Genomic DNA, 25562 nt, shown 5'->3' on the forward strand with positions numbered 1-25562 from the left:
GCCGTGAGGCGGGCAGAGGCGACGTAAGCACCGCAGGAGCGAGTGAAACGAGCGACGAGGAGCGCAGAGAGCGTCTGCCCGCCTCACGGCTGGGGCTTCGGAGGCGTTCGCCGCCGATTGGCGGGCAGCTATTCACTACAGAACGGCGACATCACTGGGGACGGTTCCCTCCCTAGAAACGTATTAGTCCGCGATCGCTTCCGACTCGGCGGTCATCGCAGACGGGTCCTTCACCCAGAGGTCGCCGAACAGGTCGTCCTGCTGGAGGCGGACCGAGCCGCGGTGGGCCATGAACAGCAGCGCGAGGTACGTCATGAACGGGCGGCCGCCGGCGCTCTCGATCTCCGCGAACAGCACTTCCGTGCGCCCGCGGTCGAAGTGCGTCCGGAGGACGCCGTCGATCTCCACGATCACCTCCTCGATGTCCTCGTCGTGGGTGCGGTCGGTCGCCTCGCCCGCGGTCGGCTCGCCGTCCTGCCGGAACTCGTCGCCGGCGCGGTAGTCGAGCGTCTGCGTGCCGCGGGCGTGGCCGTGCGGCGACTCCGAGGTGTCGTACTCCCGGGAGTCCTTCCACCACGAGCCGCGCTCGGCCTCGCGCAGTTCCCGCACGAGCTCGTCGAGCGTCTCCGGCGACCCGCGAGTGTTCTTCCGGTCGAGCCGGCGGTCGATCTCGGCCTCCAGCTTGTCGACCGGGTCGAACCCGTCGGCGGCCGGGTCGGGCGCGCCGCCCTCCATCGCGACCTCCCACGGCTCTGGCTCCGGCTCCTCGTCCTCGTCGTCGTCCGCCAGCATGCCGTCGCTTTTCATCCGGAGGAGGACGCTGGCGTAGAACAGCGCCCGGCCGGTCGTTCGGAGGTCCGTCTCGTCGAGCTTCTCCAAGAAGGCGTCCGTCACTTGGACGATGTCGATGTCCCACGGTTCGATCTCGCCCTCCTCGGCGAGCTGGACGAGGAGCTCGACTGGCTCGACCTCGTCGTCGTCGGTCTCGTCCGGCGGTGCGACATCGGGCACGTCCGACGGTGAGACGTCGGGCACGTCCAAATCGGGCGCGCCGGTCGACTCCGCCTCGTCTCCGGACGCGTCGTCCGTGAACGGGGCCGCGCCGTCGCGGTCGCTCGTCAGGTCGAGGTCCGGGACGCCGCCGGCGGCCCCGTCGCCCTTCTCAGTCATCCGCACTCACCTCCTCGTCGGCGTCGTCGCCGAACTGCATCCCGGTCACCGCCGAGAGGTTGTCGCCCTGCATCGTGACGCCGATGGCGCGGTCTGAGCGCTCCAACAGCGCCGCGCGGTGGCCGACGACGACGAACTGCGCCTCCTCGGCCAGCTCCTCTATCATCTCGCCGACGCGCTCGGCGTTGACGGCGTCGAGGAAGGCGTCGATCTCGTCAAGCGCGTAGAACGGCGCGGGGTTGTGGCGCTGAACGGCGAAGATGAAGGACAGGGCGGTGAGCGACTTCTCCCCGCCGCTCATCGCGTCGAGCCGCTGGACCGGCTTGTCCGCGGGCTGGGCCTTCATCGTCAGCCCCTCCTCGAACGGGTCCTCGGGGTTCTCCAAGACGAGCTCCCCCGTCCCGGCCGAGAGGCGTGCGAAGATGTCCTCGAAGTGGTCGTTGATCGACTCGAACGTCTCCATGAACGTCTCCTTCTTCGCCGCCTCGTACCCCTCGATGCGTTCCTCGATGGCGTCGCGCTCCTCGACGAGCACGTCCCGGCGCTCCCGGAGCTCGTCGAGCGCGGCCTCGACCTCCTCGTACTCGTCGATCGCGAGCATGTTCACCGGCTCTAACGCCTCCATCTCGGTCTCCAGCTCCTCGATCCGCGACTCCACCTCGTCGAGGTCGGGGATCTCGTCGGCCTCGTAGGCGCCGACCTGCGACTCTAACTCGTCGATCTCCCACTCCAAGCGGTCGCGGCGGTCGGTGAGGTCCGACAGGTCCGACTCGGCCTCGGCGACGAGCGACCGCTGCTCGTCGCGCGCCTGCGTCGCCTCGCGGATCTCCTCGCGGAGTTCCTCGCGGTCGCTTTTCAGCGCCGAGAGCTCTTCTTCGAGGTCGGCGATCGCCTCCTTCTTCGCTTCGAGCTCCGCCTCCCTCTCCTCGATCGCCGCCTCGTGGTCGGCGATCGCCTCCTCGGCCTCCGCCTTCGCGTTCTGGGCCTCCTCGACGTCGTCGTGGAGGTCGTCGAGCGCGTCCTCGGCGTACCCCTTCTCTAACTCCAGTTCGTTGATCCGGCCGTCGAGCGAGCTCATGCGGTCGTCGAGGTCGCCGATCTCGGCGCGGATCTCGTCGGCGCGCTCGGAGAGCTCGGGGATCTTCGAGTCGGCGAGTTCGGCCTCGATCTCGTCGATCTCGGCCGCGAGCTCGTCGATCTCCGCGTCCGTCTCCGCCAGCTCCTCGTCTAACGCGGTCATCTCCGCGTCGACCGACTCGCGTTCCGCCTCCAGCTCCTCCAGTTCGGCCCCTAGCTCCTCGATCCGGGCTTCCGCCTCCGCGAGGTCGTCTTCTGCGCGCTCGACGTCCGCCTCCAGCGACCGGACGCGCTCGGCCGCGTCGGCCTTCCGGTCGCGCGCGTCCTCGATGTCGTCGTCGAGCGCGTCGATCTCGGACTGGACCGACCGGCGCTCGTCTTCGAGTTCCGAGATCTCCGTCGCGAGCCGTTCGATCTTGCCGCCGCCGGACTTCGTGAACGAGTAGCGGGAGCCGCCGCCGGAGCCGCCGGTCATCGCGCCCGACTTCTCGACGAGGTCGCCGTCGAGGGTGACCATCCGGTAGTCGCCCATCAGATCGCGGGCGGTCGCCATGTCCTCGACGACGAGCGTCGAGCCGAGCACGTACGAGAAGATCGACTCGTACTCGGCGTCGTAGTCGACGAGGTTCCGCGCGAAATCGACGACGCCCGGCAGCGAGGGTTTCCGCGGCAGGCTCCGGTCGTCCATCTCCGTGACGGGGAGGAACGTCGCCCGGCCCGCGTTGCGCCGCTTGAGGTAGTCGATACAGGTCGAGCCGACGCCGTCGTCGTCGACGACGACGTTCGCCAGCCGCCCGCCGGCCGCGGTCTCGCAGGCTTCGGCGTACTGGGCTTCGACAGAGGCGAGTTCGCCGACCGCGCCGTGGACGCCGTCGATGCCGCCGTTCTTCACCTCGGTGACCGCCCGGGGCCACGAGGCGTCGCCGCGCTGGTCGGCCGCCGCCTCCAGCTTGGCGTACTCGTTCTGCTTCTCGCGGAGGGTGTCCTCGATCGCCTCGAGGCGCTCCTCTGCTTCCGCCTTCTCGGCGAACAGGTCGGCGACCGCGTCCTCGATGGTCGCCTGATTCTTCTCGGCCTTGTCGAGCTCCCCTTTCAGCTCGGAGATCCGCGCTTTGTGTTCCGGGAGCGACTCCCGGGCCTCCTCCAGCTCCTCGCGAGCCTCGCTCACCGCGTTCGAGCGGCGGCGGGCCTCGTCGAGCAGCCGGTCTTTCTCGCGTTGCGTCTCGTTTTTTTCCTCGCGGAGCGACTCGATCGCCTCCTTCTTCTCCGACAGCTCGGCCTTCAGCTCGTCGAACTCGGTGTCGGCACCCTCGATCTCCGCCTCGACGTCGGCCAACTCGGAGCGCTTCGTCGCCAACTCCGATTTCACCGACGCCTTCTCCACTTTCGTCTCGCGGATCTCGCCTTCCAACTCCTCGATTGTCTCCTCCTTGCGGTCGATCTGGACGAACGCCTGCCGGCGGTCGTTCTCGGCGGACTCGGCGCGCGACTCCGCCGACTCGATCCTGTCTTCCAGCCGCGAGATCCCGCCTTTGATCTCCTCGATCTCCGAGCGGATCTCGATCTGCTCGTCTTCGCCCTTCGTCTCGATCTCGTGGTTGAGGTCTTCGAGGTCCTCCTCCAGCCGGGTGAGCTTCCCCTGTCTGGCGTCGAGTTCCGCGCGGAGCTCACCGAGGTCCGCCTCGGCCTCGTCGATGTCGGCCTCGACGGTCGCGAGCGCGTCGCGCTTCTCCTCCAGCTCGGAGGCCTTGCGGAACCCGCGGTACTCCTCTAACTCGTCGCGGAGCTCCTGGTACTGGAGGGCGGTCTCGCGCTCGTCGGAGAGCCGGTCGAGCCGGTCCTCCTTCTCGCCGATCCGGAGGTCCGCCTCGCCGATGCGGTCCTCGACGGTGTCGAGCTCCTCGTAGGCGGCCTCCTTCTTTTCGTCGAACTCGGCGACGCCCGCGATCTCGTCGATTATTCCCCGCCGCTGGTAGGGGGTCATATTGATGATCTCGGTGACGTCGCCCTGCATGACGACGTTGTACCCCTCCGGCGTCACGCCCGCGGCCGCGAGCAGATCCTGAACGTCCGAGAGGTTCACCGAACGGCCGTTGAGGTAGTAGTACGAGTAGTAGTTGTCCTCGGTCTCCTTGACGCGCCGCTTGATCGTGATCTCGGAGACGTCGCCGACGTTCTCCGTGCCGGCCGCGGAGACGACCTGCGACCGGTCGAGGGTCCCGTCCTCGTTGGAGAGAACCACGGTCACCGAGGCCTCGTTCGGCCCGTCGGCGGCCTCGCCGTCGTCGTGGCCGGGGTTGTAGATGAGGTCGGTGAGCTTCTTGGCGCGGATCCCGCGAGTGCGGGCGAGGCCGAGCGCGAACAGCACGCCGTCGATGATGTTCGACTTCCCCGAGCCGTTCGGGCCGGTGACGACCGTGAAGTCCTCGTAGAAGGGGATCCTCGTCGTTCGCCCGAAGCTCTTGAACCCGTCCAGAACGACTTCAGTGATGTGCATGTGGTCGGAGGCGACCGGTTACGCGACGATGATGTCGTCGCCCTCGCTCGACTCGCCCTCGTCGTCCTCGGCGGGCTCCTCGGCCGCCGCGTCGGCGTCGGGCGTCGTCGCCGACTGCTCGGGCACGATGACGTCCTCACCGTCGCTCGCGGCGTCCGCGCTGGCCGCGTCCGCCCCGTCGGACGACTCCTCGACGGACTCGAAGACGTCGACGTGGTCGTCGGAGTGGGTCGTCCGCTCGCCGCCGGACGCCGAGTCGTCCCCGGCCTCCTCGGCCGCGGGGTCGTCTCCCGCCGAGCGATCGGCCGCGGGCTCGGCGTCGGACGCACTCGCCTCGGCGCCGGCCGCCGGGCCGGCGGCGTCGGCCTCGACCGCGACCGACCGCTCGTCTTCCAGCTGTCGGACGCGTTCCTTCATCTCGACGAGCTCCTCGGTGAGCCCGTTGACCGCCGCCTGTAGCTCCGCGACCTGCCGTTCGAGGTCCTCGACGCGGTTCCTCATTATATTCACGCATGCTCGCGCGACGCGTATAAATCTGCGTCAGACACATGTGTGACCAAATACCACGATCGGGGGCGAACGCCGCGGCGTATCGACGTTCGGCCAAACATTTCGGATTCGGTAAACGTGTCAGACAACAGGGGAAGATACTTGTACCGACCGGCGGTACGAGTCCGGTATGAGCAAGATCACCTTCCGGGCGGACGACGACCTCGTCGACCGGCTGGAAGCGTGTGACGCCTCCAAGAGCGAGGTGATGCGGGAGGCGCTCCGGACACACCTCGACGAGGTCGACGCGGAGGACGGCGCGTCCGACGCGTCCGACGCCGCGGCCGGGAGCGTCGACGACGCCCTCGCGGACCGCGTCGACGAGCTGATCGCGGAGCGGCTCGACACGGCGCTCGACGAGCGGCTCGGCTCGGCGGACAGCGCCGGTCTACCCGCGTACGCGCCCGGCGGCGCCGGCGGCGCCGGCGACGTCAACGTAAACGTCACGCTCGACGCGCCGTCAGCCGGGTCGAGCGAGCCGGCGGAGGCCGTCAGTGTGGCGCGTGAGACGGCCGAGGCGGCGGACTCGGGCGGACGTAAGACGGAGGATAGCGTCGGTGCCCGGAACCGTGAGGCGCAGACGGGCGAAAGTGCTTGCGGTGGCTGCGGCGAGGTCGTCCCGCGAGAGCACGTGTACTGCCCGAACTGCGGAGAAAAGCAGTCGCACAGAGCGTTCTGCGAGTGCGGTGACGAGATCCGGACGGACTGGGCGTTCTGCCCTGGCTGCGGTCGGCGGACCCCGGCCGCAGACGTATTGAAAGACAGGTAACAGGTTGTAAGCGCTCAAATCCGTCGAAATCGACCGACTCAGCGGTCTGTCTTACAACGTCCGATAGTTTTATATTGGTAGCCTCGGTGATTTGAGTTGCGTAAGACGGTCGTCTTACAACGGGCGTCCGGCTCGGGGCACGGCCCCCTGCCCGGGCGGCTCCGAACTGTAAGACACACGCGTCGCGTGTTCGCCGTCTTACCGGGGGAATACAATGGAGCGTGTGACACTACGAATCCCGAAACAGCAGATCGACGAGGTCGAACAGATGGTGGAAACGGGCGAGTTCCCGAACCGGAGCGAGGCGATCCGGTCGGCCGTCCGAGACATGTTGAACGAACAGGACGGCGAGCGCGACGAGCGCGGCCGCAACCGCAGCTGGGCGAAGGTGTAAACTGATGCAAGATCTCGTTCAGGACGCCCTCGACAACGCGGAAGCGGAGAAACGCGACATGGACGTCGACATGGACGACGACGAGTTCGGGGACCCCCGGATCGTCATCGTCGGTGCCGGCGGCGCCGGCAACAACACGGTCAACCGGCTGTACAACATCGGCGTCGACGGCGCCGACACCGTCGCCATCAACACGGACAAACAGCACCTCAAGATGATCGAGGCCGACACCAAGATCCTCGTGGGCAAGTCGCTCACGCAGGGGCTCGGTGCCGGCGGCGACCCCAAGATGGGCGAGCGCGCCACGGAGATGGCGCAGGGGACGATCAAAGAGGTGCTCGGCGACGCGGACCTCGTCTTCGTCACCGCCGGCATGGGCGGCGGCACGGGCACCGGCGCCGCGCCCGTCGTCTCGAAGATCGCCAAAGAGCAGGGCGCCATCGTCGTCGGGATGGTGTCGACCCCGTTCAACGTCGAGCGCGCCCGCACGGTGAAAGCCGAAGAGGGGCTCGAAGACCTCCGGAACGAGGCCGACTCGATCATCGTCCTCGACAACAACCGCCTGCTCGATTACGTCCCGAACCTGCCGATCGGGAAGGCGTTCTCCGTGATGGACCAGATCATCGCGGAGACGGTGAAGGGGATCTCCGAGACGATCACCCAACCGAGCCTCATCAACCTCGACTACGCGGACATGTCGACGATCATGAACCAAGGCGGCGTCGCGGTCATGCTCGTCGGCGAGACGCAGGACAAGAACAAGACCCAAGAGGTGGTCAACGACGCGATGAACCACCCGCTGCTCGACGTCGACTACCGCGGCGCCTCCGGCGGGCTCGTCCACATCACTGGCGGCCCGGACCTCACGCTGAAGGAGGCCGAGGGAATCGCGAACAACATCACCGAGCGGCTGGAGGCGAGCGCGAACGTGATCTGGGGCGCACGCATCCAGGAGGAGTACAAGGGGAAGGTGCGCGTCATGGCGATCATGACGGGCGTCCAGAGCGCGCAGGTACTCGGCCCCTCCACCCAGAAGCAGGCCGACAAGTCACGGGCGGCGGTCAACGCCGACGACCTCGGCGACTCGCGCTCCCGGGCCGCCGAGGCGAACGAGGCAGCAGGCGGTGCGGGCGGCGCAGGCGGCGCGGGCAACAGGGGCGAGCCGGCGGTCTCCGGCGGCACCGACCGCGGCTGGGAGTCCGACGGCGGCAGCGACCAGATCGAGAAGAACAACGGACTCGACGTCATCCGCTGACCCTCGGTCGTCCGGGGATCGACCGCGGTCGACTTTTTCCGACGCGCCGGCGCGCGTCTTCCGCGCTCAGACGGCTTCGATCGATTCTAGCAGCCGGCACTTCCGACAGACGTCGCGACTCGTCTGCGAGCCGCAACGCTCGCACTCGCGGAGGGCGGAGCTCTCGCCGTCGGCGTCGTCTCCCTTCTCGCCGTCCCCGCGGTAGGCGTCGGCCGCGAGCGCGGACAGTTCCTCGTAGCCGGCCATGATCGAGTGGCGCGCGCCGGGGTGGTTCTCCTCTAAGGCGTGGATCGTCGACTGGATCTCGCCGCGGTACGCCTCCTCGGCGTGGGGGCACTCCGCCATGTGCGTGGGGAGGTCGCGGACGTGGCAGTACAGCGCGATCTCCTTTTCGGGCACGTCGCGGAGCGGCTTGGCACGCGGGACGAACGCGTCGGTGTCCCCGCGCTCGTCGAAGGGCCCGAGCGAGGCGTCGAAGTGTTTCGCGACCTGCCGCACGTCGCCTTCGAGGAAGTTCATCATGGCGGTCTGCGCCTCGTCGTCGAGGTTGTGTCCGGTGAGCAGCTTGTCCGCGTCGAACTCGGCGGCGTAGTTCTCCAGCAGGTCGCGGCGGAACACGCCGCAGTACGCGCAGGCCGCCATATTCTCGGGGTCGTCTTCGACCACGTCGTCCATCCGCACGTCGAACTCCTCCTCGTAAGACACGAGTTCGTGGCGCATGGAGAGGTCGTCGGCCAGCTCCACGCAGGCGTCCACGCTCGCGTCGCGGTACCCCTCGATCCCCTCGTGGATCGTTAAAGCGAGCATCTCCACGCGGGGGTCCTTCCCGAACACGTCGTCCAGGATCGTCGTCAGGGCGACGCTGTCTTTCCCGCCGGAGAGGCCGATCACCCAGCGGTCGGGGTCGTCGGGGGTCGCGTCCGGGTCGAGGAGGCCGTCCTCGCGGACCCGACGCTTCACGCGCTTCTCGACCGACTGCCGGAGGTGTTCGCCGCAGAGGTGCGCCCCGGAGTAGGCGGCGTGGTGGATCGCGTCGGCCCCGCACTTGTCGCACTCCATCGGTGTCGGGTTGCGGTCGCGCGGGGATACCCGTTTCGGGCCAGCTACGCGAAGAGAGTAGTGAGACGGGGCGGCGGCGACGCCGGCGCAAACGATTCCGAGAGCCCGACCGTTCGCTCGGGAGTGGCAGAATACGGATTGGTCGAAACCGCCTCCGAGGCCCCAGCCGCGAGGCCCCGCATCTCACGCCTCCCCAGCCTCGTCGCCGGCTGCCAGAGGCGCGTCGCGCCTCGCTCCCGCTCACGCCCCGCGGGCGTTCGCGGCGTCCCTCGGGCGTGCTCCTCGCGGCCTGTCGGCCGCTCGCAGGCACTCGCCGTTGAGATCCGCGTAAACGCGTGTTAGACGCCAGTGATCCACGACTGAAGCCGTGGGATTCCTCCCTGTTCCTCTGTGAAACCCCGGACGCGTTGTCGCCGGTTCCGACACCGGTTTGTCGGCGGAACCCCCCGAATCGGCGTGACCGATTCCCCGACCGGGGTCGACCGCGATCCCGACCTGCGACCGCTTCGCGAGGACCCGCCGGCGGAGAGCCGCCGGACCCGGCTCTGGCGGTACGGGTTCAACCTCCTGCCCGCGTACCGGGGGACCGGGGCGCGCGTCGACCACATCGCCGCCGGGTGGCGGTACGTCCGGATTCGGGTTCCGCTGAACTGGCGCACCCGGAACGCGGTCGGCACAATCTTTGGCGGCAGTATCTACGCCGCGATCGACCCGGTGTACATGATGATGCTCCGCCGCGTCCTCGGCGACGGGTTCACCGTGTGGGACAAGTCGGCGGCGCTGGAGTTCATCGAGCCGGGTCGCGACACGCTGTACGCGGAGTTCGAACTGCCGTCCAACGAAACCGAGGCGATCCGCGAGGAACTCGACCCGGGCGAGTCGACCGACCGCGAGTACCTCGTCTCGCTCGTCGACGAGGACGGGGGGGTCCACGCGGCCTGCGAGAAGACGCTGTACGTCCGCCGCGACGAGTGAGGAGCCGTCGCGAGCCGGCGGCGGGTCGGCTCAGTCGTCGGCGGCGCGTCCGACGGCGTCGAGCGGCGACACCGAGATGACCAGCCGGTCGTCCGCGGTGGTGCTCACCATCTTCGACTCGGCGAACCGGCTGCCGTCCGCCCGGAGCCCCGTGCTCGTCCCGCTCCACCGCTCGCCGCCGGTTACGGCCGGGATGATGTGGGTGCGGATGTGCTCGACTTCGTCGGCGGGGTGGAGCCGCTGCCACGGCTCACCTTCGAGCTCCTCGGGGTCGTACCCGTACAGCTCGCCGTACTCCTCGCCGACGAACTCGAAGGTGCCGTCCGGTCCCACGGTACAGACGCCGTCGAGCGCGACGTCCGAGGGGCGGCCGTCGTCGAAGCCGGCGTCGAGGCGCCCGCGCTCGCCCGCCTCGGCGCGTTTGACGCGGCGGAGCAGTGCGGTGTAACCGTCCGCGCCCCCGTGTTTCGAGACGTAGTCGCTGACGCCTGCGCGGACCATCTCGGCCGCGATCTCGTCGGGACCGGTCGCCGAGAACAGCAGGAACGGGAGCTCCGGCTCGGCCTCGCGCGCCGCCGAGAGCAGTTCGACGCCGGTGAGGCCGGGCATGTCGTAGTCGCTGACGACGCAGTCGAACGACTCGCGCTCGACGCGGCGGAGCGCCTCGCGGGGGTCCGTCTCGGCCGCCGTCTCGCAGCCGAGGTCGTCGTCTCGTTCGAGGTGCGTCGCCACGAGCCGGGCCAGCCCCGGTTCGTCGTCGACGCACAGGAGGCGAAACGTGTCCGTCATTGCGAGTCCTCGGGGAGTGGCGTACTTATCCGTGACCGTTCGATATTCAGGGCTGAGAATCGCGGACGAGACCGGTCGTTACGCGGTCGCGCCGGCGACGAGCGCCTCCTCGACCGTCTCGACGAAGCGGTCGGGGTGTTCGACGTGCGGGAGCAGCCGCGCGCGGTCGAAGACGACGAGGCGCGCGTCGGCCGCGTCCGCGAGTTCGCGGCCGTCCGTCAGGGGGCTCACGGTCGCCTCTCGGCCCCAGACGATCGTCGGGGGCACGTCGAGGTCGGCGAGCGCGGCCGCGAGGTCGATCTCGCTGTTGAGCGTCCCGGAGACGAACGACGCGGGCGCGAAGCGCGCGTTCTCGACGTGGGTCGTGCGCCACTCGTAGTCGGTCCACTCCGCGCTCGGGTTCGCCGGGTCGTCGTAGCCGTGGTCGGCGTTGAAGTACCGTATCGACGGCTTCGCCGTGATGGCGTTGAACAGCGCCCGGCCGACGAGCGGCGCGCGGAGCAGTTCGCGGAGCCACCCCTTCGCCGGACTCGGCCCCGCGGTCGCGGTGGGACAGACGGCGAGGAAGCCGCTCAGCTCGACCCCGCCGTCCGCGTCGCCGTCGTCGACCGCGGCGGCCGCGTACGCCGCCGACAGCGAGGAGGCGACGACCGCGGGCTCGTCGAACTCGGCGAGGAAGTCGTGAACGAAGTCCTCGTACAGCGCCGCGGAGTACCGGAGCGGCGGCCGGTCGGAGCGGCCGTACCCCGGGAAGTCGGGCGCGACGACGTGGTACTCGTCGGCCAGGTCGTCGAACACCGCGCGCCACTCGCCGGAGGAACCGGCGGCGTTGATCCCGTGGAGCAACACGAGGTCGGGGTCGTCCGGATCGCCCGCCTCGGTGTACGCGACGTCCATCCCGCGCCAGCGGAAGAGGCCGTCGTCGCCGTCGAGCGGGGGCTCCAGTTCGCCCTCGTAGCGGAGGCCGGTGTTGAGCGCGGCGAGCGCGCCGACGCCGAGGACGGCGCCGCCGAGGAGGTTCCTGAGCTTCATACAAACTGTTGGTTCGCTGGCGACTTATACTCGTGGGACGCGGCGGAACGCCGCCCCTCGGAGCGGGCCGGGCGTTCGGGGAACCGCCCGTCAGTCGCCGGCGTCGCCGTCCGCGGCCTCGTCGACGCAGTCGGCGATCGGACCGACGATCGCCTCGGCGACCGCGTACGGGTCCGTCTCCCGGTCGCGGACGCGCTCCGCGAGCCGGTCGATCCCGCCGTGCCGTTCGATCTCGGCGGTCGCGAGCGACCCCACGTCCGCCCGCACGAGCGTGCGGATCTCCTCGGCGTACCGGCGCCGCTCCGTCGCCGCGATCCGACCGGACTCCCGGAGGTAGGCCGCGTGCGCGTCGAACGTCTCGATCAGCGCCGCCACGCCCTCGCCGGTGTTCGCGACGGTCTCTAACACGTCGGGCGTCCACGACCCGTCGGAATCGCCCGCGTGCGGATCGGACCCGCTGTGTCCGGACCCACCCGCGCGGTCGCCGTCGCCGTGATCGGACGACGAGCCCCCGGCGCCGGTCGGGGCCGTCGAGGTCGCGCCGTGGTGGCCGGCGTCGCGTCCGGTCGTACCGCCCTCGCGGCGGTGGACCATCTCCTCTAGCTCGGCGACGGTCCGCTGTGCGCCGTCCATGTCGGCCTTGTTGACGACGAACACGTCGCCGATCTCGAGGATGCCGGCCTTCAGCGTCTGGACGTCGTCGCCGGAGCCGGGCTGGACGAGCACCGCGACCGTGTCGGCCGTGCGGACCACGTCCACCTCGTTCTGTCCGGCGCCGACGGTCTCTAACACGACCAAGTCCTTCCCGAAGGCGTCGAGCGCCTTCACGGCGTCCGCGGTCGCCGTCGAGAGTCCCCCGAGCTGACCGCGCGCGCTCATCGACCGGAAGAACACGTCCATGTCGCCGACGTTCGACCCCATCCGGATACGGTCGCCGAGGACGGCGCCGCCGGTGTACGGCGAGGAGGGGTCGACAGCGATCACGCCGACGGTGTCGCCGCGGTCGCGGTAGGCGGCGGCGAGCTTGTCGACGAGCGTCGACTTCCCGGCGCCCGGCGAGCCGGTGACTCCGATCACGTCCGCGCCGCCGGTGTGCTCGTGGAGCGCGGAGACTATCGCCCGGTACCCCGGGGACCGGTTCTCGATCTTGGTGATCACGCGGGCGAGGGCGCGGTGGCTCCCCGCGAGGAGGTCCTCGACGAGCGCGGCGTCCGCCTCGGAGAGCGTCGGCGCGTCGGCGACCGCGGATGCGTCCGGCCCGGCCATCTACGCGCGCTCCGGAACGTTGTTCCGGATGAACTCGATCGTCTCCTCCATCGGCGTCCCGGGGCCGAACACCTCGGCGACGCCGAGCTCCTTCAGGTCGTCCTCGTCCTCGTCCGGAATGATCCCGCCGACGAGGACGAGGGTGTCGTCGAACGCGTCGTACTCCTTGAGCCCCTCGATAACCTTCGGGACGAGCGTGTTGTGCGCGCCCGAGAGGATCGAGATGCCGAGCACGTCCACGTCCTCTTGTACCGCCGCCTGAACGATGTCGTCCGGCGCCCGGTGGAGCCCGGAGTAGACGACCTCGAAGCCGGCGTCGCGGAACGCCCGCGCGATCACGTGTGCGCCCCGGTCGTGGCCGTCGAGCCCCACCTTCGCGACCAGACACCGGACGGCCCGCTCCTGCTGTTCGGCACTCATGCGTCACTCTGTGTCGCGTGCGGGTTTGATTCTAACGGAAGATAGGGACAGACCGGCGGGTCACCCGACGATCGTTCGGAGCGTCGACTCCGTCAGGTACGCGGTGACGCCGAGCGCTTCGGTCGTCATCCAGCCGAGGAAGATCGCGTACATCGCGAGGAAGACGTACCCCTCCTCGGTGGATATCTCGAAGTCCGTCGCGGACAGCACGACGACGACGAGGGTCGTGTAAAACAGGAACAGGAGCAGGGGGACGGAGGTGAGGAAACCGATCGAGACGCCGCCGGCGAGGATGACCCCGATCGGGAGCGCGGCGACGAGGTTGAACGTGTTCGTGCCGAAGACGTTCGCGACCGCCGCCCGCTTGTCGCCGGCCTTGCCCATCTTCACGCCGACGAGGAGGTCGGGGAACGAGCTCATCGCCGACAGCAGCGTCACGGAGACGAGGAACGACGGCGCGTCGAGCGCCTCGGAGAGCTGTACCGTCATGGTGACCATCGACTCGACGCCGACGAGCACGACGACCAGGCCGGCCGCGAACAGCCCGGCCTGTTTCGGGAGGTTCGTCGATTCCGTCCGCTTCATGTCCGACGCGCCGCTTTTCCCGCCGGCGAGGAGGACGACGTACACGCCGTACAACACCAGGAGGCCGACGCCCATCTGCGGGGAGATCCGCGCGATCTCCCGCCCGTCGGTCCCGAGGACGCCCAGGGCGATCACGCCGAAGAGGGCGAGGACGGCGACGGTGTAGAAGATGGCGTCGCGGTAGACGATTCCCTGCGTCGTCGTCGTGTCGCCGCTCGTGATGGAGACGGCCGCCGGGATGACGAGGATGTTGAACACCGCCGTGCCGATGAGCGCGCCGGCACCGACGCCGAAGTCGCCGAGGACGAGCACCGAGATGACGATGATCGCGAGCTCGGGGAACGACGTGGCGGCCGCGACGATGAGCCCCCCTTGGATCGCCTGCGAGACGCCGAAGTGGTCGCTGATCTTCGAGGTCGTCGACTCGATGACGTTCGCGCCCTTCCAGGTCAGCAGGAACCCGAGCGCTCCCAACGCGATCCAGACGGCGAGCGACTGGTCTCCGACGAGCTCCTGCAGTACGGTCACGTCCGGTCACTGGGTCCGGAGTCGATTATGGGTTCCGGAGACACGGCGAGGGAGATCGGTCAGTCCCGACCGGGTCGGTTCGGGCGGGGCGCGGGGGACACGGAGGAGACGCGCGTCGACGGCGCGAGCGTCCTCCTCGCAGTCGTGTACGTCGAACCGCCCGTCGAAGGCGGCGACCACGCGGCGCTCGACCTCGTCGCGGGTCTCGCGGACCGCCCGCCGCAAGCAGCTCAGTAGATCAGCTCGTCGTCGTTCTCGATCATGTACAGCGTCCGGGCCGCGACGTTGACCGCGTGGTCCGCGATCCGCTCGAGGTCGCGCACCGCGAGCAGCGCCTGCGACACCTCGTCGAGGGAGTCCTCGAGCGCCTCGCCGTCGGTCGGTACCGAACCGTCGCTCGCGGCGTTCCGGGCGCGGTCGGCCTCCAGCAGCTCGCGGACGACCGCCTCGCTCGCCTCCCGGCAGCGGTCGTCGAACGCGTCGTCGCTCGCGGCGATCTCGCGGCAGGCCGCCGGGTCGCGCACCGCGTAGGCGGCGACCGCGTCCGCGACCATCTCGCGGGCGGCGTCGCCGAGACCGCGCACGTCGACCGCTGGGTGGACGCCGCCGTCGGGACCGCCGTACGCCGCGAGGTTCGTCGCGAGGTCGGCGACGCGCTCGAGGTCGGTGATTATCTTGAAGGAGGCGGCGACGAGCCGGAGGTCGCCGGCCACCGGCTGCTGGAGCGCCAACAGCTCGGTACACTCGTCTTCGAGGGCGAGGTACGTCTCGTTGACCTCGTGGTCCGTCTCGATCACCGACCGACCGAGTTCGTCGTCGCCGGTCACCGCCGCCTCGACCGCGTCGTCGAGCCGGTCGCAGACGGTCTCGCCCATCGCGACCACGCCGTCCCGGAGCTCGTCGAGGCGCTCCTGATAGTTCTCGCGGGACATCTATCCGAACTTCCCCGTGATGTAGTCCTCGACGCGCTGCTCTTCGGGGTCCTCGAAGATCTTCGCGGTGTCGTCGTACTCGACCAGCTCGCCGCCCGTGAGGAAGACGGCGGTCCGGTCGGAGATGCGCGCCGCCTGCTGCATGTTGTGCGTGACGATGATGACGGTGTACTCCTCGGCGAGGTCGTCGATGAGGTCCTCGATCTTCGAGGCCGCGACGGGGTCGAGCGCGGAAGTCGGCTCGTCCATGAGGATCACCTCCGGGTCCGGCGCGATGGCGCGGGCGATACAGAGCCGCTGCTGTTGGCCGCCGGACAGTTCGAGCCCGGAGGAGTCGAGCTGGTCTTTCACCTCGTCCCACAGCGCCGCGCCCTTCAGCGACTCCTCGACGCGCGCGTCGACGTCGCCGTCGTACCCCTGAATGTTCAGGCCGTACGCGACGTTGTCGCGGATCGACTTCGGGAACGGGTTCGGCTTCTGGAACACCATCCCGATCTTCCGGCGCAGGGCGACGGGGTCGACGTCGGCGTCGTACACGTTCTTGCCGCCGAACTCCACGTCGCCCTCGACGCGGCAGATCTCGATCATGTCGTTCATCCGGTTGATACACCGGAGGAACGTCGACTTCCCGCAGCCGGAGGGGCCGATCAGCGCGGTCACGCGCTTTTCGGGGATCTCCATCGTCACGTCGTCGATCGCCTGTTCGTCGCCGTAGAAGACGTTCAGGTCCCGCGCCGCGACCGCGGTTCCGGCGGCGTGCGCCGCGCGGTCGTCGTTCGAGTCCGCCTGTACCTCCGTCGTGATCAGCGAGTCGTCTGATGTCGTGTTGCTCATGTTAGCTCCCCCGTTCCGCGCGGTTCCGCAGCAGGATGGCCGTCCCGTTCATGCCGACGAGGATGATCAGCAGCGTGATAACGCCCGCGGCGACGACGCCGTACCGGAAGTCGGCCTGGGGGAAGCCGGCCCACGTGTATATCTGCATCGGCATCGCGCTGAACCGGCTGAACAGGCTGTCCGGCGCCCGAAACACCGTCGTCGCCGCCCCGATCATGATCAGCGGCGCCGTCTCGCCGATGGCGCGGCCGAGCGCGAGGATCGTCCCGGTGAGGATGCCCGGCATCGCCTCGGGGAGCACGACGTTCTTCGTCGTCTGCCAGCGCGTCGCGCCCATGGCGTCGGAGCCGCGCCGGAGGTCGTCCGGGACCGACCGGATCGCCTCCTGCGCGGAGATGATCGTGATCGGGAGGATGAGCAGCGACAGCGTCAGCGCCGCGGTCACCGCCGTCCCGATCCCGAGCCCGAGGAGGTTCGCGAACAGCCCCAGGCCGAGGAGGCCGTAGACGACCGACGGGACCGCCGCGAGGTTCGCGATGTTCACCTGAAGGATCCGCGTCAGCGTTCCGAGCGGACCGCTCTCGGGCGTGTACTCCTCGAGGAAGACCGACGTGCCGACCCCGAGCGCGAACGACAGCACCGCGACCATCGCGATGATGATCGCGGAGCCGACGATGGCCGGGTAGAGGCCCGCCTCCGTCGGCGTCCGAGAGGGCGCCTCGGTGAGGAAGGACGCGTCGAGCCACGGGTCGGGCGCCGGGACGCCCAGCGCCTCGACGATCAGCGCCCCCGCGACGACGCCCGCGCCGAGGAGCAGCGGGAGACCGAGCCCGACCGTCCCCTCGCCGACGTCGATCACGCGGGAGACGTAGGCCGCGGTCGGCACGCCGGTCAGGACGAGCACGAGGAGGACCGTGGGGGCCGGCAGCCCGGCGCCCGCGGCCAGGAATCCCCCGGCGGTCGCAACGGCGAGCGGGAGACCGGCGGCGGCGGCCGCCGCGGTTCGCCCGCTGCGGTCGGCGACGATGGCCGCCCCTGCGGCAGCGACCGGGACCGCGATCGTCCAGAGGTAGATGATCAGGTCCGACGGGTACGTCGCGAGCACGTCGCGGAGGAACACCGCGGCGATCAGTCCGACGAGGCCGACCGGCGCCGCCGCGGTCTGCGCCCGAGACAGCGACCGCCGCCGGCCGACCGCGTACAGTCCGACGGCCGGGAGGACGCCGAGCGTGTACGCGAGGAACCACAGCAGCGCGTCGAACACTAAGAACAGCGTGCCGACCGCGAGCCCGATCGCGGCCCCGCCGATCAGCCGACCGAGAAGCCCGAAGCCGACCGCGCCGACGCGCCCGGCGCTCCCGACGTACGCGAGGTACGCCGCGACGGGGGCGGCGACGACGAAGAGGTACGCGAGCTGCCAGTTGAGCCGCGGGATCGGGACGACGAGCGCCTCGATAGCGGTGAAAAGCACCGCGACCGCGACGAGCCCGCCGCCGAGCGCGCCGAGCGCGCGCCGGGTGACGTCGCGGTCGTTCGCGCTGTACAGGCAGAACGCGAGGAAGGGGACGACGAGCGTGAGGAAGTAGGTCAACAGCCACTCGGGGCTGGCGTTCGCGAGGTCGAAGGCGTCGATCGCGACGTACACGAGCAGCACGCCGAGCGCGACGAGGCCGAACACGCTCGCCCCGAACGAGAGGTACTCGAAGACGATCCCCCGGACGCGGCTGACCTCGCCGAAGCCGTCCGCGTTGGCGGCGTCGGTCCCGTCCGCGGTGGCGTTGTCGGTCGCCATCAGTACTCCTCCCGGTAGCGTTCCGCGATAATGTCACTGATTACGTTCATAACGAGCGTCACCGCGAACAGCGCGAGGCCGAGCGCGAACATCGAGTTGTACGGGAGCGTGCCGCCGGTGAGGTCGCCGCCGGTGATCTGCACCATCGCGACGGTGATCGTCATCCCGGACTGTAAGAGCACGTCGGCGGGGTTGACGAACGGGACCCCGAAGACCGCCTGCTGTACCTCGGGCATCCGCGCCTGCGCACCCATCGCGACGACGACGATCATCGTCTCGCCGATGGCGCGAGAGACGGCGAGGATGTACGAGGAGGCGATCCCGGAGATGGACGCCGGGACCACGATCCCGGTCGACACCTCGAACTTGGTCGCCCCGAGCCCGTAGCCGGCCTGCCGGAGCTCGTCGGGCACCGCGCTCATCGCGTCCTCGGATATCGACGACACCATCGGGATCGTCATGATCCCGACCATGATCGACGCCGCGAGCGCGTTGAACGTGCTCATCTCCGGGAACAGCGTCGCCTTCAGCGCCGGCGTGACGTACACTAAGGCGAAGTACCCGTACACGACCGTCGGGATCCCCGCGAGGATCTCCAGTAGCGGTTTCAGGATCGACCGGGCGTTCGGCGTCGCGTACTCGCTGAGGTAGATGGCGGTGAGCGTCCCGATCGGGATCGAGATGAACGCCGCCGTGATAGTCACCGTGAGCGTCCCGATCAGGAGCGGGATGATGCCGAACGCCTGTCCGCCGCCGGCCGGGTTCGGGCTCCAGTTGGTGCCGGTGAGGAACTCGGCGATCGGTATCGCCCGGAAGAACACCACCGCGTCCGACAGGAGCGTAACGAAGATCGCGGCCGTCGTGAGCAGCGTGATCGCCGCGCACGCCGAGAACAGGCCCCCGTATGTTCCCTCCTTCAGTCGTGTGAGCCCGCCCCGACGGGACAGGTCCGGACTCTCTGTGCTGTCAGTCACGAACGGTGAGGTATCGAACGCTGTCGTAAATCAATACACCGGTTCATCGCGCCGGCTCAGCCCTGCGCCCGTTCGATCGCGTCTTCGAGCTTCTCCATCTGTTCCTCCTGCGTCTCCTCGGTGGCGGGCACGTAGCCGACGTCGCCGGCGACGAGGTCCTCGTTCGTCGTCTGCTCGACGAAGTAGCGGGCGAACTCCGCGATGTGTTCCTCGCCCAGCGACTCGATGGAGGGGTAGGTGAACAGCGGCCGCGAGAGGGGGGTGTACTCGCCCGACGAGGCCGTTTCGAGGCTCGGCTCGACCGGGCCGTCGCCGTCGTCGATCCCGAGCGCCTTCAGCTGGTCCGGGTTCTGGAAGTAGTACGCGAACCCGAAGTAGCCGATCGCGTACTCGCTGCCGGCGACGCCCTGCGCGATCGTGTTGTCCTGCTCCGTGGCCTGGTAGTCGCTGGTGTGGCCGCGCTCCTCCAGGATCGCCTCGATGAAGTAGTCGTACGTCCCGGAGGTGTCGGCGGCGCCGAACCGGTCGATCTCCTCGTTCGGGAACTCGTCGCGGACCTCGTCCCACGTCTGGGCGGGGTCGGACTTCCAGATCTGCGCGAGCTCCTCGGTGGTGAGCGAGTCGATCCAGTCGGCCTCGGGGTTGACGACGACGGTGAGCGCGTCGGTCGCCGCGATCAGCTCGACGTACTCCACGCCGTTGTCCGCGCACAGCTCCTCCTCTTCCGGCTGGATGGGGCGGCTCGCGTTGTTGAAGTCGGTGTCGCCCGTACAGAAGAAGTTCGAGAAGCCGCCGCCGGACCCGGTCGAGCTGATGTCGGGGTCGACGCCCGGGTGCATCTCGGCGAAGTCCTCCATCACCGCGCTCATCAGCGGGAACACCGTACTCGAACCCGCGATGTTGATCGGGCCGGAGAGCTCGTTCCCGCCGTCGGAGCCGTCCCCGCCGTCGGAGCCGTCTCCGCCGTCGGAGCCGTCCCCGCCGTCGGAGCTCTGCGTACAGCCGGCGAGTCCGAGCGCCCCGGCGCCGGCGATCGCCGCGAGCGATTTCCGCCGCGTGATTCCCGTTGCGTCCGCGTCGTGGCTGGAAGCCATCACCCGATGGTGGGCGAGTTCCGGTTAAGTAGTATGCTATGAGGGGTACGGGGCGCCGCGTACGGCCCCGTACGACTATACATCCCTCAGTAGAATATATAGTAGTATATAGGCCTTCGGCGGGCGTGAGGCGGCGGCTCCCGGCGTCGAAGTCGAGAGAACCGGGACGTGGTTTTAAGTCTCCGTACCGGGAGAAGCCGGACGAATGACCCCTCCCACGACCGACGGGCCGCCCGCGCCGACGACCTCTCGGGAGGAGGCGTGGGTCGCCCACGCCGCGCTGGTCGACGCCGCGACCGCCGACGACGACGACAGGCCGTACCACCGTCCGATCGAGTCGATAGAGCGGGGCGCGGCGCTCGACGACGAGGACGTCGCCCTGCTGCGAGACGCGCTCGTCGACTACCTCGGTAACGCGCCGGTCCGCGACCGCGCCCCCGGCCGCGCGCTGTTGCGTCGCACCGACGACGCGGCGGACGCGCGGTCGCGGCGCGCGTAGCGCCGAGGACCACCGAAAAACGAACCCCGACCGCTACGAGCCGGCCTCCACCGCCTCGATCAGCAGCTCCGCGACGTCGACGATCTCCACGTCGTCCTCGAAGTTCCCCGTCTTTCGCCCGTCCTCGAACATCGTCGTACACATCGGGCAGGCGACGACGAACTTCTCGATTCCGGCGCCGGCGTCGGTGTCCTCGACCGCCTCGCGGAGGCGCTCCTCGCTCGGCTTCACCTCCTCGTCGTGTTCGGTCCAGAGCCCGCCGCCGCCGCCGCCGCAGCAGAACGAGTCGTCTCGCGAGCGGGGCATCTCGTAGAGGTCGGCGCCGGTCGCCCGGATGAGCTCGCGGGGCGCCTCGTACTCGTCGTTGTATCGCCCGAGGTGACAGGGGTCGTGGTAGGTGACGGTGTAGTCCAGCTCGTCGCCGGAGAGGTCGAGCCGGCCGTCCTCGACCAGCTCCTCGACCACCTGCGTCCAGTGGAACACGTCGACCTCGCCGTCCGGGTTCCACGGGTCCTCGCGGTCGAACGGCATCATCGGGTCGTCCGCGAACTCGGCGAAGTCGACCTCGGGGTACTCGTTTTTGATGGTGTTGTACGAGTGCGGGTCGGTACAGACGATGTTCTCGAACTCGCAGTCCGCGAACGTCTCGACGTGGTGGCCCGCCAGTTCGAGGTAGAGGAACTCCTCGCCGATCCGGCGGATGTCGTTGCCGTCGGTCTTCTCGTCGTCGAAGAGGATTCCGAACGACACGTCGGCCTCGTCGAAGAGGCGGGCGAGCGCGCGGGCGACCTTCTTGTTGCGGTCGTCGAAGCTCGGGTAGTCGCCGACGTACCAGAGGTACTCCACCTCCGTCTCGCGGGCGTCGGGCACGTCGACGGCGTCGTCGAGGTCGTCGGTCCAGTCGCCGCGCGCCGACTGCGACTCGCCGAAGGTGTTCCCCCGCTGCATCACGTCCTGGAACACGTCCTGGAGGTTCGAGTCGACCGCCCCCTCGTCGACGAGCTGGCGGTTCATCTTCGTGAAGGAGGTGAGGTGTTCGATGTCGACCGGGCAGGCGTCCATGCACGCCATACAGGACATGCACGACTCCATCGACTCGGCGTCGATGACGCCGCCCTCGTCGGCGACGATGGGGACCGTGCCGCCGTCCGAAGCGGTCACACCACCGTCAGTCACCGCCTCTGCTCGGCGACCGGCCACCGGGTCGTCGCTCACCGACTCCCGGTACGCCTTCAAATCGAGGATGACGTTTCGGGGGTCGAGGTTGCGGCCGACCGTGTCCGCGGGGCAGGCGTCGGTACACCGCCCGCACTTCGTACAGGCGTCGCCGTCGAGCAGCTCCTTCCACGTGAAGTCCTCCAGCGACTCGGCGTTGGTGTGGTCGAGGTCGGCGGGGACGTTCGGGAGCCGCGCGCCCGCCCGTTCGTCGCGGGCGACGACGTTGGCGAACGAGGAGATCATGTGGAACGGCTTCGCGTACGGGATCCACGCGACGAACGCGAACGCGAGCAGCGAGTGGCTCCACCAGAGGGCGCCGTATATCGCCTCGGCGCCCGCGGCCGTGAGCCCGGCCGTCTCCAGCCCGGTCGCGAGCGCCATCCCGACGAAGCTCACCGTCTCGGTCGCGCGCCCCGGCTGCCCGACCATGCTCACGCCCTCGACGACGAACCCGCCGACCCCGAGCAGAAAGAGGGTCCAGACGAACGCGTCGTCTTCCAGCGAGGTGTGTTTCCCCCAGAGCCGCCCCTCGCGGTTCCGGTAGCGGCGGTAGCCGGCCATGCCGACGCCGACGACGAACAGCAGGCCGAACGCGTCGACGGCGAACTGGTAGGCCAGATAGAAGTCGCCGACCCAGAACGACTCGCCCGTGAGCGGGCGGTAGAGGTCGATGTCGATCCCGAGGATCGTCGTCGCGACGAGCAGGACGAGGAACCCCCACAGCACGAACGTGTGCATCACGCCCGCGTACAGGTCCCCGTCGAACTGGTTCTCGTTCGAGAGGACGGTCTTCGTCGCGGCGACGACCCGGCCGGGGAGGTTCGACAGCCGGTCCCTCGGGTCCGAGCTCCCGCGCGCGTACGCCGCGAAGCGCGCGTAGACGCCGTACAGGAAGACGAGGATCGCGACGACGGCGAGCCAGTAGAACGCCGCCTTCCCCACCGGACCGATGGTCCAGAAGGTCTCTCGGGTGGCGGCCTGTAAGGGAATCATGATCGATCACCGGGATACGGTCGGGTTAAAGCTTGCCACAACGCGGCGTTCGTCGCTCGTCGTTCACGCGGTCCGGAGCGCTCGGTCGCGACGGGGGGCTCACGCGACCCGGAGGACCGCGGCAGCGAGCAGGGCCCCGGCGAGCGCCAGCGCCGGCGCGTCGACGCGGCGGAACGCGAGCCGGGGGAGCGTCGGGTTCCACGCGAAACAGCGGGCGACGAGGGCCGTCCCGAGCCGGTCGGCCCGGGAGAGCGCCCGCGAGAGCCCGCCGACGGCGACGAGGCGCATCCGTTCGCGTCGGGAGCGCTCCGCGCCGAGGCGGGCCCGGACCGCCTCGCGCGTCGCGAGGAGATCCCGCTTCAGCAGGGGGAGGAACCGGAAGACGAGCGCGACGCCGACGCCGAGGAAGACGCCCGGCCGTCCCGGGACCGTCCGCTGGAGCGCCGCGCGCGACTCGCGGACGGGCGTCGACCGCACGTAGGCGGCGGCGACGACGAGCAGCAGGAGGACGCGGTAGCTGGCGAGCCCCGTCGCGGCGGCGCGCTCGACCCGAAACCACGGCGCGCCGAGCGTCGCGCCCGCGACGAGCGGGGCGAAGAGGAGGACCGGGAACGCGACGCGGTAACTCCACAGGTCCCGCGGCCCGCCGTCGGCGGCGAGCAGGCAGCCGACCGCGACGAGCGTGAGGAGGGCGAGCCCCCGCGGCGTGGTGTACGCGTACGCGACGGCCGCGAACGCGACCTGAACGAGCAGCTTCGACCGCGGGTCGAGCCGGTGGGCGGGCGAGTCGCCGGGGACGAAGGACAGCGTCATCCGGTCGGAGCACCGAACTCGCCGCCCCCGGGCACCCGAACGTCCAGTCCGGGCAGCGTCGAGGTCGCCTCCCCGGGCGGCGCGTCGACAGCGACTTCACCGCCCGCCAGCCCGACGATCCGGTCCGCGAGCGCGGCGACGTCGCGGAGGTCGTGCGTGACGACGACGACGCTCGTCCCCTCGCCGTGAAGCGCCCGGAGCCGTTCCACGACCGACCGCCGCGCTGGCTCGTCGAGGCCGGTGAACGGCTCGTCTAAGACGAGGTGGTCGGGTTCCATCGCGAGCGCGCCCGCGATGGCGACCCGCTCGCGCTCGCCCCCGGACAGGGAGTCGATCCGCTCGCGCTCCCGCCCCGCCATGTTCACGGCCGCGAGCGCCTCGTCGACCCGCCGGTCGATCTCCGTATGCGAGAGCCCGAGGTTCTCCGGCCCGAACGCGACGTCCGCGCCGACGGTGGCGGCGACCAGCTGGTCGCGCGGGTCCTGGAACACCATCCCGACCGCCGAGCGCGCCGCGACGAGGTCCTCGTCGACCGGGGTTCCGTTCACAGAGACGGTCCCGGCGTCCGGCTCGACGAGCCCGTTGAACGTCCGGACGAGCGTCGTCTTCCCCGAGCCGTTCGCGCCCGCGACGACGAGGAACTCCCCGTCGGGGACGGAGAGTGTGACGTCGTCGACGGCGACGGTCGAAGCGGCGGCGGCGTCGCCGCTGGCGTCGTCCCCGTTGCCGCCGCTTCGACCGTACTGACACGTGACGCCGTCGAGTTCGATCACGCCGCGGCGATCGCGTCGGACCGCACGACGCCGACGGCGGCGGCGATCTTCAGGGCCTCGGCCGGGAGGAACGCGACGGCGCCGACGGTGATCGCCTCGACGGGCCCGAGCGACAGGACGAGCGCGAGACCGGCGACGCCGAGCCCGTAGATGACGACGGTGCCGAGGACCATCGCGCCGACGAGCGTCGGGAGACCGACTGAATCGAGGTCGCGGAGCGCCGCGCCCCGGTGGACGACCGCGCCGACGACCGCCGCGGCGATCGGGTACGACCAGAGGTAGCCCGCCGACTGGCCGACGAGTTGGCCGACGCCGGCCGACCCGCCCTCGAAGACGGGCGCGCCGAGCGCCCCGGCCGCGAGGTAGAGGACGAGCGACGCGCCGCCCCACGCCGGACCGAGAAATATCCCCGCGAGGAAGACGCCGAGCACCTGGAGGGTCACGTCCACGGGCGAGACCGGGTTCGGGAACGTGACGTACGCGAACGCCCCGACGAGCGCCGCGAACAGCGCTGCGCGAGCGAGGTTCGTCGCCGCCTCGTCGCCGACGAGGTCGACGGACTCCGTGTTCGTTGCCATGTCCCCACGCAGCTCGTAAACCCACTTGAGAATATTGGTTTACGGACCGGGGAGCGGGGCACGACGCCGTCGAGCGGCGTCGACGCGCGGCGTCGCCGAGCGCCTCGGATGCTCTCAGGATAATCTCCGGATAATAACGCTCATACCCGTCCGGCGTCCACGACGCGAGTATGCCGAAGATAAGCGTCGAGATCCCGGCGGAACTGCTCGCCGACCTCGACGAGCACGTCGGCGACGACGGGAAGTTCGTGAACCGCAGCGACGCGGTGCGCGCGTCGATCCGAAAGAACCTGGACCTGCTCGACGAGATCGACGCCCGCCACGACCGCCTCGACGGGGGCGGTGCGGCGACCGCGGCCGGAGCGGCGGAGGAGACCGATGAGTAGCCGGACGGCAGCCGGCGATGGCGGCCCCTTCCGAGCCGACCCGCTGGACCGGTCGGCGGTCGCGGCGGTCGCGCTGATCACGCTGTTCACGGTCGCGCTCGCGACCGCGCAGCTCACGGCCGCGAAGGTGCTCGCGCTGCCGCTGCCGTTCGCGCTGCCGGTCGTCGGGGCGGAGGTACTGCTTCCCGGCGCCGCGCTCGCGTACGCGCTCACGTTCCTCGCGTCCGACTGCTACGCGGAGCCGTACGGCCGGCGGGCGACGCAGGTCGTCGTCAACGTCGCGTTCCTCGCGAACTTCCTCGTGTTAGCGC

At 69.6% G+C, this 25562-nt stretch carries 26 protein-coding genes; 8 read left to right on the plus strand and 18 right to left on the minus strand.

The features are described 5' to 3' along the window. Positions 1-183: 183 nt before the first annotated feature. From B9G38_RS05425 to B9G38_RS05435, 3 genes are read right to left on the minus strand one after another with little or no spacing between them, the layout of a single operon-like run. Positions 184-1170 carry a ScpA family protein gene (locus B9G38_RS05425; RefSeq protein WP_086215924.1) on the minus strand — a complete coding sequence of 329 codons (987 nt, stop codon included), beginning with the start codon at positions 1168-1170 and terminating at the stop codon, positions 184-186. Further along, complete coding sequence (gene smc, locus B9G38_RS05430; RefSeq protein ID WP_086215898.1) at positions 1163-4744, minus strand: chromosome segregation protein SMC; 3582 nt, start codon at positions 4742-4744, stop codon at positions 1163-1165. Before smc ends, B9G38_RS05425 begins: the two co-directional genes overlap by 8 nt. An 18-nt stretch (positions 4745-4762) precedes the next feature. Next, complete coding sequence (locus B9G38_RS05435) at positions 4763-5245, minus strand: hypothetical protein (RefSeq protein ID WP_086219733.1); 483 nt, start codon at positions 5243-5245, stop codon at positions 4763-4765. 178 nt (positions 5246-5423) lie between these two features. On the opposite strand from B9G38_RS05435, the gene B9G38_RS05440 reads away from it, so the two are divergent. The 3 genes from B9G38_RS05440 (at position 5424) to ftsZ (ending at position 7711) form a co-directional block, all read left to right on the plus strand. Then, entirely contained in the window at positions 5424-6062 is a 639-nt protein-coding gene (locus tag B9G38_RS05440; protein ID WP_086215899.1) for a zinc ribbon domain-containing protein, read from the plus strand. Between the two features lie 214 nt (positions 6063-6276). Beyond that, the gene (locus B9G38_RS05445) at positions 6277-6456 is read left to right on the plus strand and encodes a ribbon-helix-helix domain-containing protein (protein ID WP_006111915.1); all 180 of its coding nucleotides are present in this window, start codon (positions 6277-6279) and stop codon (positions 6454-6456) included. Between the two features lie 4 nt (positions 6457-6460). Beyond that, the gene (gene ftsZ, locus B9G38_RS05450) at positions 6461-7711 is read left to right on the plus strand and encodes a cell division protein FtsZ (RefSeq protein ID WP_049931490.1); all 1251 of its coding nucleotides are present in this window, start codon (positions 6461-6463) and stop codon (positions 7709-7711) included. A gap of 66 nt (positions 7712-7777) precedes the next feature. Here the strand turns inward: ftsZ and B9G38_RS05455 are convergent, their stop codons facing one another. Continuing rightward, entirely contained in the window at positions 7778-8770 is a 993-nt protein-coding gene (locus tag B9G38_RS05455; RefSeq protein ID WP_086215900.1) for a TIGR00269 family protein, read from the minus strand. Positions 8771-9226: 456 nt separating this feature from the next. Here B9G38_RS05455 and B9G38_RS05460 point away from each other — a divergent pair, with 456 nt between their 5' ends. Beyond that, on the plus strand, positions 9227-9745 hold the full coding sequence (locus B9G38_RS05460; protein WP_086219734.1) for a DUF4442 domain-containing protein: 519 nt from the start codon (positions 9227-9229) through the stop codon (positions 9743-9745). A 30-nt stretch (positions 9746-9775) separates the two neighbouring features. Here the strand turns inward: B9G38_RS05460 and B9G38_RS05465 are convergent, their stop codons facing one another. The 5 genes from B9G38_RS05465 to B9G38_RS05485 form a co-directional block, all read right to left on the minus strand. After that, positions 9776-10534 (minus strand): response regulator, encoded by a 759-nt coding sequence (locus B9G38_RS05465; protein WP_049931487.1) that lies wholly within the window; start codon positions 10532-10534, stop codon positions 9776-9778. A gap of 78 nt (positions 10535-10612) precedes the next feature. Then, positions 10613-11566, minus strand: a complete 954-nt coding sequence (locus B9G38_RS05470) for an alpha/beta fold hydrolase (RefSeq protein WP_086215902.1) — start codon at positions 11564-11566, stop codon at positions 10613-10615. Positions 11567-11656: 90 nt separating this feature from the next. Then, positions 11657-12832 carry a methylmalonyl Co-A mutase-associated GTPase MeaB gene (gene meaB, locus B9G38_RS05475; RefSeq protein ID WP_086219735.1) on the minus strand — a complete coding sequence of 392 codons (1176 nt, stop codon included), beginning with the start codon at positions 12830-12832 and terminating at the stop codon, positions 11657-11659. Further along, a complete protein-coding gene (locus tag B9G38_RS05480; RefSeq protein ID WP_086219736.1) occupies positions 12833-13252 on the minus strand; it encodes a cobalamin B12-binding domain-containing protein in 420 nt (139 codons plus the stop codon). It abuts the gene before it with no gap. 60 nt (positions 13253-13312) lie between these two features. After that, entirely contained in the window at positions 13313-14365 is a 1053-nt protein-coding gene (locus B9G38_RS05485) for a sodium:calcium antiporter (RefSeq protein WP_086219737.1), read from the minus strand. A gap of 27 nt (positions 14366-14392) precedes the next feature. Between B9G38_RS05485 and B9G38_RS05490 the strand changes: the two genes are divergently transcribed. After that, complete coding sequence (locus B9G38_RS05490; RefSeq protein WP_086219738.1) at positions 14393-14602, plus strand: hypothetical protein; 210 nt, start codon at positions 14393-14395, stop codon at positions 14600-14602. Here B9G38_RS05490 and phoU read toward each other — a convergent pair. Genes phoU through B9G38_RS05515 form a run of 5 tightly spaced genes read right to left on the minus strand, consistent with a single transcriptional unit; the run spans position 14596 to position 19991 of the window. Further along, a complete protein-coding gene (gene phoU, locus B9G38_RS05495) occupies positions 14596-15297 on the minus strand; it encodes a phosphate signaling complex protein PhoU (protein ID WP_086219739.1) in 702 nt (233 codons plus the stop codon). The genes B9G38_RS05490 and phoU overlap by 7 nt on opposite strands. Then, complete coding sequence (gene pstB, locus B9G38_RS05500) at positions 15298-16131, minus strand: phosphate ABC transporter ATP-binding protein PstB (protein WP_086219740.1); 834 nt, start codon at positions 16129-16131, stop codon at positions 15298-15300. 1 nt (position 16132) lies between these two features. After that, positions 16133-17923, minus strand: a complete 1791-nt coding sequence (pstA, locus tag B9G38_RS05505) for a phosphate ABC transporter permease PstA (protein WP_086219741.1) — start codon at positions 17921-17923, stop codon at positions 16133-16135. After that, positions 17923-18897 (minus strand): phosphate ABC transporter permease subunit PstC, encoded by a 975-nt coding sequence (gene pstC / locus B9G38_RS05510; RefSeq protein WP_086219742.1) that lies wholly within the window; start codon positions 18895-18897, stop codon positions 17923-17925. The genes pstA and pstC overlap by 1 nt, the downstream gene beginning before the upstream one ends. A gap of 56 nt (positions 18898-18953) precedes the next feature. Next, complete coding sequence (locus B9G38_RS05515; protein ID WP_086219743.1) at positions 18954-19991, minus strand: PstS family phosphate ABC transporter substrate-binding protein; 1038 nt, start codon at positions 19989-19991, stop codon at positions 18954-18956. A 205-nt stretch (positions 19992-20196) separates the two neighbouring features. Here B9G38_RS05515 and B9G38_RS05520 point away from each other — a divergent pair, with 205 nt between their 5' ends. Beyond that, positions 20197-20490 (plus strand): hypothetical protein, encoded by a 294-nt coding sequence (locus B9G38_RS05520; protein WP_086219744.1) that lies wholly within the window; start codon positions 20197-20199, stop codon positions 20488-20490. Positions 20491-20523: 33 nt separating this feature from the next. Here the strand turns inward: B9G38_RS05520 and B9G38_RS05525 are convergent, their stop codons facing one another. From B9G38_RS05525 to B9G38_RS05540, 4 genes are all read right to left on the minus strand, one after another. Beyond that, positions 20524-22701, minus strand: coding sequence for a (Fe-S)-binding protein (locus B9G38_RS05525; RefSeq protein WP_086219745.1), 2178 nt, complete (start codon positions 22699-22701; stop codon positions 20524-20526). 99 nt (positions 22702-22800) lie between these two features. Beyond that, on the minus strand, positions 22801-23514 hold the full coding sequence (locus B9G38_RS05530; RefSeq protein WP_086219746.1) for an energy-coupling factor transporter transmembrane protein EcfT: 714 nt from the start codon (positions 23512-23514) through the stop codon (positions 22801-22803). Then, positions 23511-24287, minus strand: a complete 777-nt coding sequence (locus B9G38_RS05535; RefSeq protein ID WP_086219747.1) for an energy-coupling factor ABC transporter ATP-binding protein — start codon at positions 24285-24287, stop codon at positions 23511-23513. The genes B9G38_RS05530 and B9G38_RS05535 overlap by 4 nt, the downstream gene beginning before the upstream one ends. Continuing rightward, positions 24284-24865 carry a biotin transporter BioY gene (locus tag B9G38_RS05540; RefSeq protein ID WP_086219748.1) on the minus strand — a complete coding sequence of 194 codons (582 nt, stop codon included), beginning with the start codon at positions 24863-24865 and terminating at the stop codon, positions 24284-24286. The genes B9G38_RS05535 and B9G38_RS05540 overlap by 4 nt, the downstream gene beginning before the upstream one ends. A gap of 170 nt (positions 24866-25035) precedes the next feature. Between B9G38_RS05540 and B9G38_RS05545 the strand changes: the two genes are divergently transcribed. Both B9G38_RS05545 and B9G38_RS05550 read left to right on the plus strand, forming a co-directional pair. After that, positions 25036-25251: a ribbon-helix-helix domain-containing protein gene (locus B9G38_RS05545; protein WP_086219749.1), complete on the plus strand. Its 216-nt coding sequence runs from the start codon at positions 25036-25038 to the stop codon at positions 25249-25251. Next, a partial coding sequence (locus B9G38_RS05550) for a VUT family protein (RefSeq protein ID WP_143415372.1) occupies positions 25244-25562 on the plus strand: 319 nt, incomplete at its 3' end. The genes B9G38_RS05545 and B9G38_RS05550, both read left to right, overlap by 8 nt.

The sequence above is a fragment of the Halorubrum sp. SD612 genome, assembly GCF_002135005.1.